Origin of the sequence: Cognatishimia activa (assembly GCF_001458335.1) — a bacterium.
GTDB lineage: Bacteria > Pseudomonadota > Alphaproteobacteria > Rhodobacterales > Rhodobacteraceae > Cognatishimia > Cognatishimia activa.
In genome coordinates this window covers 58,378-70,097 of sequence record NZ_CYTO01000008.1, presented here as the reverse complement: position 1 = coordinate 70,097, position 11,720 = coordinate 58,378, and the positions used below count along the sequence as shown (strand labels likewise).

The window sequence follows — 11,720 nt, the reverse complement described above, 5'->3', positions numbered from 1 at the left end:
CTTCGACCTGATGACCGACCTGACCCCCATTCGCCGCGCATTGCTATCCGTATCTGACAAAACCGGGCTGATCGAGCTGGGCCAAGCGCTTGCTGCACGCGGCGTAGAGCTGCTCTCTACCGGCGGGTCCGCCAAAACACTGCGCGACGCGGGGCTGGACGTGAAAGACGTGTCCGAAGTCACGGGCTTTCCAGAAATGATGGATGGTCGCGTCAAGACGCTGCACCCGAAAGTGCATGGCGGCTTGCTTGCGCTGCGCTCTAACCCAGAACACGTCGCGGCAATGGAAGAGCATGGTATTGGTGGCATCGATTTGTTGGTCGTGAACCTCTATCCATTTGAAGCAACTGTGGCTGCGGGCGGCGACTACGAAACCTGCATCGAGAACATCGATATCGGTGGCCCAGCGATGATCCGCGCGGCGTCCAAAAACCATGACGATGTTGCGGTGATTGTGGACGTTCAGGACTATGACGGTCTGCTGGCAGAGCTGGACGCCAATGATGGCCAAACCACTTATGCGTTCCGCCGTAAGCAGGCTCAGATCGCCTATGCGCGCACCTCAGCCTATGACGCTGCAGTGTCCAACTGGATGGCTGCCGCGATCGGTGAAGAAGCGCCGCGCCGCCGCGCGGTTGCGGGTGAACTGGTTCAAACCCTGCGTTACGGTGAAAACAGCCATCAGCAAGCCGCGTTCTACACCGATGGTTCTGGCCGCCAGGGCGTCGCAACCGCGACCCAGCTGCAAGGCAAAGAGCTGTCCTACAACAACATCAACGACACCGATGCGGCGTTCGAGCTGGTGGCCGAATTTGATCCTGCGAATGGCCCAGCCGTTGCGATTATCAAACACGCGAACCCGTGCGGAGTTGCTGTCGGCGATACATTGGTCGAAGCCTACCAAAAGGCGTTTGACTGCGACCGTACCTCGGCTTTCGGTGGCATCGTCGCCTTGAACCAACCGCTGGATGCGGAAACCGCGACGAAGATCACCGAGATTTTCACCGAAGTGGTCATTGCTCCGGGTGCGTCTGACGAAGCCAAAGAGATCTTCGCAGCGAAGAAAAATCTGCGCCTGCTGCTCACGGATGGCCTGCCAGATCCACGCAAGCCGATTATGGCCTACAAGCAGGTCGCTGGCGGTATGCTGGTGCAAGACAAAGACGTTGGGTCTGTTGCGGCAGATGAGCTTAAGGTTGTCACAAAGAAAGCACCAACCGAGGCGCAAATGGCAGACCTGCAATTTGCCTGGAAGGTCGCGAAACACGTTAAGTCCAATGCGATCGTGTACGTGAAGAACGGCGCAACCGTCGGTGTTGGCGCAGGCCAGATGAGCCGTCTGGACAGCGCAAATGTTGCAGCCGCAAAAGCAGAACGGATGGCGGCAGAGCTGGGCCTCGACGAAAGTCTCGCAAAAGGGTCTGCTGTTGCGTCTGACGCATTCTTCCCATTCGCGGATGGTCTGCTAGAAGCGGCTGCCGCAGGTGGCACATGTGTGATCCAGCCGGGTGGCTCTATGCGTGACCAAGAAGTGATCGACGCTGCGGATGAGGCTGGGTTGGCAATGGTCTTTACAGGCATGCGCCACTTCCGCCATTAAATAACATAATGTTGGCTCGCGCATTTAAGTGCGGGCCAATTGGTGCCCAGCAGAGATCTCAAGATCCAGCCAGGGACTGCGGAAGTGACCGCAAACCACGTCGGGGTGGTTTTGGGAAAGGAAATGGACGATGAAACTCGTCTTTTGGGCAGGCTTTTGGGCGTTTCTCGTGGATCAGGCGAGCAAGTACCTTGTGGTGCATGTGCTGAACTTGCGCGAAATCGGGCAGATCGAAGTGCTGCCACCTCTGTTGAATTTCAGCATGGCGTGGAACCGTGGTATCAATTTTGGCCTCTTGGCGGATAGCTCTACATTGGCGAAGTGGCTCTTGATTGCCGTCGCGCTGATTATCAGTGGTTTTGTTTATTATTGGGTCTCCAAAGATCGTCCGGGAAAGATCGGCCTTGTTGCTGCTGGTCTCTTGATTGGCGGGGCTTTGGGCAACGTGGTTGACCGTCTACTTTACGGCGCTGTTGCAGACTTCCTGAACATGTCTTGCTGTGGCTTCACGAACCCTTATGCCTTCAACGTCGCAGATATCGCGATCTTTGCTGGAGCCATTGGTTTGGCAATTTGGGGTGGCGAACAAAAAGCAGACGTGACGTCGGACGAGGGATAGGTTAAAGCTAGCCGAAACGTCAGGAGTTTTCCGATGCGCGCATCGCGAGTGGTTATTATTGGATTTGCCCTTTTGGTGTCAGCCTGTGCCAACGAGCGCGGGATTCGTGTCTTGTCTTCTGACGACGCGGGGCCGGATGAATTCTCTATCATTCCGTCTAAGCCTCTGACACAGCCAGAAAGCTACGCATCCTTGCCGACTCCGACTCCTGGTGGCAGCAATCTGACGGATCAAGATCCGCTGAATGATGTGAATGTGGCTTTAGGTGGCCGTGCGCAACCAACACCTGAGCCGGGTACATTTGCATCCGCTGATGGCGCATTGGTGAACTACGCAGCGCGTAACGGCAGTGGTGCGGGTATTCGCGAACAACTTGCCGAGGATGATGAAAAAGTCCGTGGCCGTTTTGCGCGGTTTACGGGTTGGCGTTTGGCAAACCCTGATCGCTATAACGAAGTCTATCGTTTCTACCACCTGAACGCTTATGCCGAATTGGCGAGATGGCGCGCTGCGGGTGTCGAAACACCGACAGCTCCGCCGCCGAATTAAACTTACAAAGATGAGATAACTGCGCCTCACAAATGTGTTTGTGGGGTTGAACGCGCGTGGGTGCGGCGTAACTATTCCTTCAAACAGTTTAGGAGAATTGTATGCGGCGTGTTCTTTCGCTGGCTAGCGCTTTCGCTCTGGCAGCTCTGCCCCTGAAGGCGCAAGAAATGGTGACGGATTTTGTTTTGGACAACGGCATGCAAGTCGTTGTGGTCGAAGATCACCGTGCCCCCGTCGCGATGCATATGGTCTGGTATAAAGCCGGCTCCGCCGATGAACCTCCCGGTGTCTCGGGCATTGCGCATTTCCTTGAACACTTGATGTTCAAGGGTACTGGCACTTTGGAGCCGGGCGAATTCTCAAAGGTCGTTGCCGAGAATGGCGGGCGCGATAATGCGTTCACGAGCTACGATTATACCGCCTACCACCAACGGGTCGCTGCGGATCGGCTAGAGCTGATGATGCAGATGGAAAGCGACCGGATGGTTAACTTACGCCTCACCGAGGACGAGATTCTGACCGAGCGGGATGTCATTATCGAGGAACGGAACCAGCGCGTCGAAAACAGCGCCGGTGCCTTGTTCCGCGAACAGAGGATGGCGGCGCAATATATCAACCACCATTACGGCATTCCGATCATCGGTTGGCGACATGAGATGGAAGAGCTGAGCAAGCGAGACGCTCTTGATTTCTACGAAGACTTCTATGCGCCGAATAACGCTATTTTGGTCGTGGCGGGCGATGTTCAGCCTGATGACGTGAAGGCTCTTGCGGAAAAATACTACGGTGTCATTCCCGCCAACCCCGAGATTGCAGAACGTGACCGCCCGCAAGACCCTCCACAAACTTCAGCCCGCCGGATGGAGTTTTTTGATGATCGCGTGGCACAAGAATATGTGACCCGTTCCTACCTTGCGCCAGAGCGCGACCCAGGTGACCAAAAAGAGGCTGCTGCTTTGACGATGCTGGCCAATATTCTGGGAGCGGGTCCAAATTCTGTGCTGCCAACAAAGCTCCAATTTGGAACCAAGCAAGCAGTCTATGTGTCTGCCTTCTACGGCGGTGTGTCTTTGGATGACACGACCTTCAATTTGGTTATCGTGCCAGCGCAGGGGGTGTCGTTGGAAGAGGCCGAAAGCGCTATGGACGCTGCCGTCTCTGAGTTCATCGCAGAGGGTGTTGATCCAGAGCACTTAGAGCGTATCAAGATGCAGCTTCGTGCGGACCAGATCTACGCACGTGACTCCGCTGAAAGCGTTGGCAATCGCTATGGTCGCGCTTTGACGAGTGGCCTGACAATTGAGGATGTTCGTGAGTGGCCAGAAGTTCTACAGGCCATTTCCGAGGACGACATTATTGCCGCTGCTGAGCGCATTTTTGACATCGATAAGTCGGTCACAGGTTGGCTCATGCGCCCCAAACCTGATTCGACCAAACCGGAGGTGAGCCAATGATCCGTTTTGTGTTAGCAGCTGTGCTGGCTATTGGAGTGTTGCCCGCAAAGGCGGAAATCGCAATCCAAGAGGTCACCAGCCCCAACGGAATCAAAGCTTGGTTGGTCGAAGAGCGTTCAATTCCGTTCGTCGCATTGAACGTCTGGTTCCAAGGGGGTGGTACCCTTGATTTGCCCGGCAAACGCGGTGCGACCAACCTTATGGTTGGCCTGCTGGAAGAAGGCACCGGAGACATGAACGCGCAGGATTTTGCGCGAAAAGCAGAAGCGCTGGCCGCAGAGTTCGACTACAACGCCTATGACGATGTAGTTGCGATTTCAGCGCAGTTTTTGACTGAAAATCGGGACGAAGCCGTGGCGTTGCTGCGCAAATCCATTGTAGAGCCACGCTTTGATGAAGTCTCGGTAGAGCGGGTGCGCGGGCAGGTGCTGTCGATCATTCAGTCCGATCAGAAAGACCCCGACCACATTGCCAGCCAGACCTTTGACGCGCTCGCCTTTGGGGATCATCCCTATGCAACGTCCATCGACGGCTCGATCGAAAGCGTGTCAGCCCTGACGCGTGAAGACGTCGTGACTGCGCACCGCAACGCGCTGGCATTGGACAACGTGTTTGTGTCGGCCGTTGGTGACATTTCTGCTGAGGAGCTAGGCGCGTTGCTTGATACGCTACTGGACGGCCTGCCAGAACAAGCTGCGGGACTGCCACCGCATGCCGGTTACCAATTGGAAGGCGGGCAGACCGTGGTGGAATTCGCAACGCCGCAATCTGTCGCGATCTTTGGCCATGAAGGCATCACCCGCGATGATCCGGACTTCTTCGCGGCTTATGTCTTGAACCAAATCCTAGGCGGGTCCGGTTTTGAAAGCCGTCTGATGAATGAAGTGCGCGAAAAGCGGGGGCTGACCTATGGTGTAAGTTCTTTCCTCGTCGCGAAAGACCATGGCGAGCTGTACTTAGGGCAGGTGGCCTCTGCCAATGACCGAATTGGCGACGCAATCGATGTGATCCGCAGTGAATGGCAACGCATGGCGGAAGAGGGTCCAACCCAAGACGAGCTTGAACGCACCAAAACCTATCTCACAGGCGCTTACCCGCTGCGGTTTGATGGCAATGGCACCATCGCCAATATTCTTGTGGGCATGCAGATGGATGATTTGCCGATCGACTATGTCGCCACCCGCAATGCGAAAGTAGAAGCCGTGACGATGGAAGACATCAAACGCGTCGCGAAACGCATCTTGCGCCCCGAAGAGCTGCACTTTGTGATTGTTGGCCAGCCCGAAGGGTAACTCCCCTCGGGCTGAAATGGGTGTTATTCGCCGTATGGCACCCAGATGTTTTTGACCTCGGTCGCGGCTTCAAGGAAGGCCTTGCCTTCGCCAGCCGCGCCCATCCAGTCGCGGGACTGTCCGTTGTTGACCCAAGTGCGTTTCAAGTTGCCCGCGCTTGCGCCTTCGATCAGGCCCGAGATGTCGCTGCTGGAGAAGCTCCACACCGCATCGACATTCAGGTGATCAGCGAGCGTTAGAGCAAGCTCAGCATGGTTGCCAGACACGATATTCACCACGCCTGCTGGAACGTCTGAGGTTTCAAGAACCTGATAGAAGTCCAGTGCTGCCAGTGGATAGATCTCGGAGGCCGTAAGAACTACACGGTTGCCCATAGCAATTGCTGGGGCCATTGCGGAGATCAGCCCAAGAAGCGGGGCTTCATCCGGACACATCGCTCCGATCACACCCACTGGCTCTTTCATCGCCAGAGCTACGCCTCGGATCGGAACCCCATGGGCTTGGCCGTCGTATTTGTCCGCCCATGCCGCGTAGGTGAAGAGGCGCGAGATGGCTGCCTCGACTTCTTTTGTGCCGCCCTTCTTGCCGGTCAGCGCATCAATGCGTGTTGCGAATTCCTCGGCACGCGCAGACAGGTTCTCGGCGATGTAGTAAAGGATCTGCGCCCGCAGGTGGCCAGTGGTTTTAGACCACGCCTTCGCACCCGCCGCCGCTTCGACCGCGTTGCGAATGTCTTTCCGGTTGGCGATGGGCGCTTGGCCGAGAAGCTTGCCGTTTTTCGCGTAGATGTTTTGTGAATAGCCACCGTCAGGACGCGCTTGTTTGCCGCCAATATAAAGCTTCGCTGTGCGATCCAACGGGTCGACCGGGCCGTCTTCGCCCATGAAGGGCTCCGCCTTTGTCAGCGCTTTGGTCGATCCCTTCGGCTTGGTGTAAGCCGCAAGACCTTCCCATCCGCCTTCACGGCCAAACCCGCTTTCGCGTACGCCACCAAAACCGGCTGCCGCATCAAAGAGGTTGGTTGCATTCACCCAGACCACACCTGCGGTCAGCTTCGGCGCGATGTCGAGCGCAAGGTTCACATTCTCGGTCCAAAGCGTCGCTGCCAGCCCGTAGCGGGTGTTGTTGGCAATCTCGACCGCTTCAGCGGGCGTGCGGAAGGTCATGGAACACAGCACCGGCCCGAAGATCTCTTCCTGCATCAGTTTCGACGCCGTAGAGAGACCGGTGATCAGGGTCGGCGGATAGAAACATCCCTCTGCAGGGATCGTCGCACCCGCGCGATAAATCTCTCCGTCGGTATTGCTTTCGACCAAATCGGTGATGGTTTTCAACTGGACCGGATCAACAATCGCCCCCACGTCGATGCACTTATCAAGCGGATTGCCCAGACGCAGACCGTCCATGCGGGCCTTCAGTTTGGCATAGAACCGATCCGCGATGCCTTCTTGCACCAGCAGTCGAGAGCCGGCGCAGCAGACCTGACCTTGGTTGAACCAGATCGCGTCGACCAGCCCTTCGATGGCGCTGTCGATATCTGCGTCTTCAAAGACGACGTACGGGGATTTGCCACCCAGTTCCAAAGTCAGAGCTTTGCCACTGCCAGCGGTCGCTTCGCGGATTTTGCGGCCAACGGATGTCGAACCCGTAAAGGCGATCTTGTCGATGTCCTCATGGTTCACAATCATTTCGCCCACAGCGCCATCGCCGGTAACGATGTTGACCACGCCTTTTGGCAGGCCCGCTTGGCGACAGATGTCCGCAAAAAGCAAAGCCGTCAAAGAGGTGTATTCAGCAGGCTTCAAGACCACCGTGTTGCCCATGGCAATCGCCGGGGCGACCTTCCAAGCCAGCATCAAAAGTGGAAAGTTCCAAGGGATGATCTGACCGCACACACCCAGCGCCTCGCGGTCAGGGAGTTCGCTGTCCATTAGCTGCGCCATGCCTGCGTGGTAATAGAAATGGCGATGTACCAGAGGGATATCGATGTCGCGGCTTTCGCGGATCGGTTTGCCGTTGTCCAATGTCTCTAGCACGGCAAACAAGCGGCTGTGTTTTTGCACCAATCGCGCAATTGCATAAAGGTACCGCGCGCGATTGTGGCCAGGCAGTGCAGCCCATTTCTTTTGCGCACTCCGCGCCGCCTTTACCGCGGTATCCACATCTGTCTGAGTGGCTTGCGATAGTTGAGCGAGGGTTTCCCCATTTGCAGGGTTCTTGCTGTCAAATCCCTCGCTTGGGGCGGTGAATTTGCCGTTGATGAAGTGACCAAAGGCAGAGCCTTGATCCACCAGCCAAGCCAATGCGTCAGCAGCGGATTCCGGGGCAGGGCCATAGTCCATGGTTTCGAAAATCTCTTTTACAGTCATGGTCTGTCCTTACCCAATGGCGTGGCGGTGGCCCGCCGAGTATTTGCCGGTCACGCGGTGTTCGAGCTGGCGTTCGATATCCCCCAAAAGCGATGACGCGCCAAAGCGGAAGAGGTCGGGCTGAAGCCAACGATCTCCAAGCTCGTCTTTTATCAAAGACAAATAAACAAGTGCGTCCTTGGCTTTTGAAATCCCGCCCGCAGGCTTATAGCCCACACGATAACCCGTGCGGTCATAGTAGTCGCGGATCGCTCGGATCATCACGAGAGAGACAGGCAGAGTCGCATTGACGCTTTCTTTGCCGGTCGACGTCTTAATGAAATCCGCGCCTGCCATCATGCAGACAAGCGACGCTTTGTAGACATTGCGAAGCGTGCCCAATTCGCCGGTGGCAAGGATGGCTTTTACATGGGCATCGCCACAGGCTTCGCGGAAGGCTTTCATTTCGTCATAAAGCGCTTGCCAATTGCCTTGCAGCACATGGCGGCGGGTGATGACGATATCAATCTCCGCAGCACCTGCCGCCACGGATTGGCGGATTTCTTCTACGCGCAGATGGAAAGGCGATAGGCCCGCAGGGAAGCCGGTTGAAACGGCAGCGACCGGAATGCCTGTACCGTCCAGAGCGGTGACTGCGGTCTCGATCATGTCGTGGTACACACAGATCGCACCTGTTGTCAGGCCGGACATACCAAGCGTTTCCAACAGCTCTTCGCGCACAGGCTGCTTTGCTTTGGCGCAAAGCCGTTTCACACGACCCTCGGTATCATCGCCGGACAAGGTGGTCAGGTCGATAAGCGAGATTGCTTTTAGCAACCAGGCTGCTTGATGCTCTTTCTTGACAGATCGCCGTCCGGGCAGAGTCTTTGCCCGTCGCTCGATGGCCGATGTGTTGGCTTGAACGGCCTGGACCCAATCAAGGTCTAGCTCCATGCCGGGATTGCGCGGCTCAACAGCTTGCGGCAGCTGGTGGGTCGCGTCTTGCTGTATCGTTGTTTGCATGACGGTCTCTAGGATAAGATTTCGGTCAACTTTCCACGCATATTAACGCAATTCAACCCAAGTCATGACCGAATTGCCATAAATTTTGTCCAAATGATCAAATAAATTTGAGGAATGATTGGTTTTGATCTCCGACGAGACGTGGTGCGCCACCAATAAGAAATAGGACCAATTGGTGGCTACTGGTTCGCCAAACCCTCAAGGTTATAGCCTCTAAACTCTTTTGCCGTACGCAGGCTCAGCATCGTCTTGGTGTGCAGAACCGCCGGTATATTGGCCAGCCTGTCCATTAAGACGCTCTCATAACCACTGGAATTTGGCGCAGCGACGCGGATCAAGTAATCAAACTCGCCAGAAATCACGTGGCATTCCAGCACGTCGTCGATTCGAGCGATGGCCTCCTCAAAGGCATCAAAATCAGCGCGGCTGTTGGACTTTAGTTTGATCTCAATAAAGACCTGAATGTTCAGCCCAACCGCCTCGCGGTTCACGCGCGCAGCGTAATGAGAAATTTTCCCATCATTTTCTAGGATCTTAACCCGCCGATGGCAGGCCGAAAGCGACAATCCAACCTGTTCTGACAGCAATGCCATCGAGATTTGGCTGTTTTTCTGCAGAATCGAGAGGATTTGAATATCAATTCTGTCCATTGGAATTTTTCCGATACACTTAGGCAAAAAGCCACAATGTTCCGAATATCTGCAAAAATTATGCAAACTTCAAGATTTATTGCGGTTTCGTGACAGCTAAGTTGCCCTCGCGTCGTAATGACGCCCACAACCATAATGGAGTGACAAAATGTCCGAAAAATTTGCCGTCGGATTTGACGGAAGCGATGCCGCCAAGCGTGCGCTTGAGTTCGCCATCGGACGCGCGAAAGCGCAAGGGGGGTCGGTTGTTCTTATTCACGTATTGGAATGGTCGCCTTATTCTTTCCTGACCCCATCAGAACTGGAAGAGCGTCATAAGCGCCGTCAGGAAGAACTCGACCGTGCTGAGACCGCTTTGATGAAGCCCGTGCTGAAAGAGATCAAAGACAGTGGGGTTTCTGTCGAGACGATCATCAAGTACGGCCACATCGCTGACACGCTCAACGAAGTTGCCGGTGCCAATGGTGCGACGCAAATCGTCATTGGACGCAATGGCCATAGCAACCTGAGTAGCCGTGTGTTCGGCTCAGTTGCTGGCTCTTTGGTACAGACCTCATCTGTGCCGTGCACCATCGTGCCTTAATAAGCGAACAGGAAATTCAAACATGAACTCGATGTTTAACCGCGCAGCAGTGGCTGCGGCGGCGTTGTCCTTTGCATCTGCACCGGCCTTCGCGCAATCAATTGACCAAAAAATTAACGACGCCTTCGCTGGCTCTACCGGTTGGTTTGTCAGCTTCATCTTCTCGCCATTTCCAGGCACATCCTTCCCTTGGATCGTGGCCTGGCTGGTGATCGCAGCGACTGTGTTCACACTGTACTTCGGTTTGATTCAGCTCAAAGGCTTCAGCCACGCGATTTCTTTGGTGAAGGGTGACTATTCGGATCCAAACGATGCAGGTGAAGTGAGCCACTTCCAAGCACTTGCGACCGCACTTTCCGGCACCGTCGGTCTGGGTAACATCGCGGGTGTTGCGGTGGCGATCAGCATTGGTGGTCCGGGTGCAACTTTCTGGATGATCCTTGCGGGTCTGATGGGGATGGCGTCCAAATTCACCGAATGTACCCTTGGTGTGAAATACCGGAACGAGTATCCAGACGGCACCGTGTCCGGTGGTCCAATGTACTACCTGACAAAAGGTTTCGCAGAGCGTGGGCTACCGGGCGGTAAGATCCTTGCGGTGATGTTCTCTGTCTTCTGTATTTTGGGTGCACTGGGCGGCGGCAACATGTTCCAAGCCAACCAAGCGCACGCACAGATCACCAATGTTGTTGGCGACTATCCAGGTGTGATCACCGGTGTGATCTTTGCAGTGGTTGTTTTTGCCGTCATCGTCGGTGGCCTGAAATCCATCGCCCGCGTGACTGAAAAAGTCGTTCCATTCATGGCTATTGTCTATGTGGTGACCGCGCTGGTGATCCTTGCGATCAATTTCGACAAAATCGGTTGGGCGTTTGGTCAGATCTTTGAAGGTGCCTTCACAGGTCTCGGCGTTGCCGGCGGTATGGTTGGTGCTTTGATCCAAGGTTTCAAACGCGCCGCATTCTCCAGCGAAGCGGGTGTTGGTTTCGCAGCGATTGCGCACTCGGCGGTACGGACCAAAGAGCCGATCACCGAAGGCTACGTATCCTTGCTTGAACCGTTCATCGACACGGTGGTGATCTGTACCATGACAGCTCTGGTGATCATTATCACTGGCCAGCTGATGATCGATCCAGCAACTGGCAACTACCTTCTGAACGAAGCGGGTTCTGCAATCGCGACCGTTGACGGCAATGGTGGTGTGGCGCTGACCTCTGCGGCCTTCTCTTCCGCATTCGGTGGTTTCAAATACATCCTCGCGCTGGCTGTGATCCTGTTCGCTTTCTCCACCATGATCTCATGGTCCTACTACGGCCTGAAAGCCTGGACCTTCCTGTTCGGTGAAAGCAATGGGTCTCAGCTGTTCTTCAAAGTGCTGTTCTGCGTGTTCGTGGTCATCGGTGCATCCGCATCTTTGGGTCCGGTTATCGACTTCTCCGACGCAGCGATCTTTGCGATGGCGGTTGTGAACGTCTTTGGCCTCTATTTCCTGATGCCAATCGTGAAACGCGAACTTCAAGGATATCTCGATCGCTTGAAGTCTGGCGAGATCAAGAAATTCGGCACCCCCGCCGAATAAGTTGCAAACTCTTGATCTGGAAA

Annotated in this window: 10 protein-coding genes; 7 read left to right on the top strand and 3 right to left on the bottom strand. The window is 55.2% G+C overall.

From position 1 onward, the window contains the following. The first annotated feature begins 10 nt into the window (after positions 1-10). The 5 genes from purH to TA5113_RS03805 all read left to right on the top strand — a co-directional run bounded on the left by purH (position 11) and on the right by TA5113_RS03805 (position 5,514). Positions 11-1,600: a bifunctional phosphoribosylaminoimidazolecarboxamide formyltransferase/IMP cyclohydrolase gene (purH, locus tag TA5113_RS03825; RefSeq protein ID WP_058313763.1), complete on the top strand. Its 1,590-nt coding sequence runs from the start codon at positions 11-13 to the stop codon at positions 1,598-1,600. Positions 1,601-1,730: 130 nt separating this feature from the next. After that, positions 1,731-2,219 carry a signal peptidase II gene (lspA, locus tag TA5113_RS03820; protein ID WP_058313378.1) on the top strand — a complete coding sequence of 163 codons (489 nt, stop codon included), beginning with the start codon at positions 1,731-1,733 and terminating at the stop codon, positions 2,217-2,219. Between the two features lie 33 nt (positions 2,220-2,252). Further along, the gene (locus TA5113_RS03815) at positions 2,253-2,768 is read left to right on the top strand and encodes a DUF3035 domain-containing protein (protein WP_058313377.1); all 516 of its coding nucleotides are present in this window, start codon (positions 2,253-2,255) and stop codon (positions 2,766-2,768) included. Between the two features lie 101 nt (positions 2,769-2,869). After that, positions 2,870-4,222 carry a M16 family metallopeptidase gene (locus tag TA5113_RS03810; RefSeq protein ID WP_058313376.1) on the top strand — a complete coding sequence of 451 codons (1,353 nt, stop codon included), beginning with the start codon at positions 2,870-2,872 and terminating at the stop codon, positions 4,220-4,222. Then, positions 4,222-5,514: a M16 family metallopeptidase gene (locus tag TA5113_RS03805; protein WP_370736429.1), complete on the top strand. Its 1,293-nt coding sequence runs from the start codon at positions 4,222-4,224 to the stop codon at positions 5,512-5,514. The genes TA5113_RS03810 and TA5113_RS03805 overlap by 1 nt, the downstream gene beginning before the upstream one ends. Positions 5,515-5,537: 23 nt before the next feature. Here the strand turns inward: TA5113_RS03805 and TA5113_RS03800 are convergent, their stop codons facing one another. The 3 genes from TA5113_RS03800 to TA5113_RS03790 form a co-directional block, all read right to left on the bottom strand. Continuing rightward, the gene (locus TA5113_RS03800; RefSeq protein WP_058313374.1) at positions 5,538-7,883 is read right to left on the bottom strand and encodes an aldehyde dehydrogenase family protein; all 2,346 of its coding nucleotides are present in this window, start codon (positions 7,881-7,883) and stop codon (positions 5,538-5,540) included. A 9-nt stretch (positions 7,884-7,892) separates the two neighbouring features. Further along, positions 7,893-8,885, bottom strand: coding sequence for a deoxyribose-phosphate aldolase (gene deoC, locus TA5113_RS03795; RefSeq protein ID WP_058313373.1), 993 nt, complete (start codon positions 8,883-8,885; stop codon positions 7,893-7,895). A 179-nt stretch (positions 8,886-9,064) separates the two neighbouring features. Then, complete coding sequence (locus TA5113_RS03790) at positions 9,065-9,535, bottom strand: Lrp/AsnC family transcriptional regulator (protein ID WP_058313372.1); 471 nt, start codon at positions 9,533-9,535, stop codon at positions 9,065-9,067. A gap of 148 nt (positions 9,536-9,683) precedes the next feature. Here TA5113_RS03790 and TA5113_RS03785 point away from each other — a divergent pair, with 148 nt between their 5' ends. Continuing rightward, positions 9,684-10,118: a universal stress protein gene (locus TA5113_RS03785; RefSeq protein ID WP_058313371.1), complete on the top strand. Its 435-nt coding sequence runs from the start codon at positions 9,684-9,686 to the stop codon at positions 10,116-10,118. A 22-nt stretch (positions 10,119-10,140) separates the two neighbouring features. Further along, positions 10,141-11,697: an alanine/glycine:cation symporter family protein gene (locus TA5113_RS03780; protein ID WP_058316616.1), complete on the top strand. Its 1,557-nt coding sequence runs from the start codon at positions 10,141-10,143 to the stop codon at positions 11,695-11,697. Positions 11,698-11,720 lie beyond the last annotated feature (23 nt).

Coding starts and splice junctions, on each gene's coding strand:
- purH (WP_058313763.1), top strand. CDS start 11: ATGACCGACCTGACCCCCATTCGCCGCGCATTGCTATCCGTATCTGAC.
- lspA (WP_058313378.1), top strand. CDS start 1,731: ATGAAACTCGTCTTTTGGGCAGGCTTTTGGGCGTTTCTCGTGGATCAG.
- TA5113_RS03815 (WP_058313377.1), top strand. CDS start 2,253: ATGCGCGCATCGCGAGTGGTTATTATTGGATTTGCCCTTTTGGTGTCA.
- TA5113_RS03810 (WP_058313376.1), top strand. CDS start 2,870: ATGCGGCGTGTTCTTTCGCTGGCTAGCGCTTTCGCTCTGGCAGCTCTG.
- TA5113_RS03800 (WP_058313374.1), bottom strand. CDS start 7,883: ATGACTGTAAAAGAGATTTTCGAAACCATGGACTATGGCCCTGCCCCG.
- deoC (WP_058313373.1), bottom strand. CDS start 8,885: ATGCAAACAACGATACAGCAAGACGCGACCCACCAGCTGCCGCAAGCT.
- TA5113_RS03790 (WP_058313372.1), bottom strand. CDS start 9,535: ATGGACAGAATTGATATTCAAATCCTCTCGATTCTGCAGAAAAACAGC.
- TA5113_RS03785 (WP_058313371.1), top strand. CDS start 9,684: ATGTCCGAAAAATTTGCCGTCGGATTTGACGGAAGCGATGCCGCCAAG.
- TA5113_RS03780 (WP_058316616.1), top strand. CDS start 10,141: ATGAACTCGATGTTTAACCGCGCAGCAGTGGCTGCGGCGGCGTTGTCC.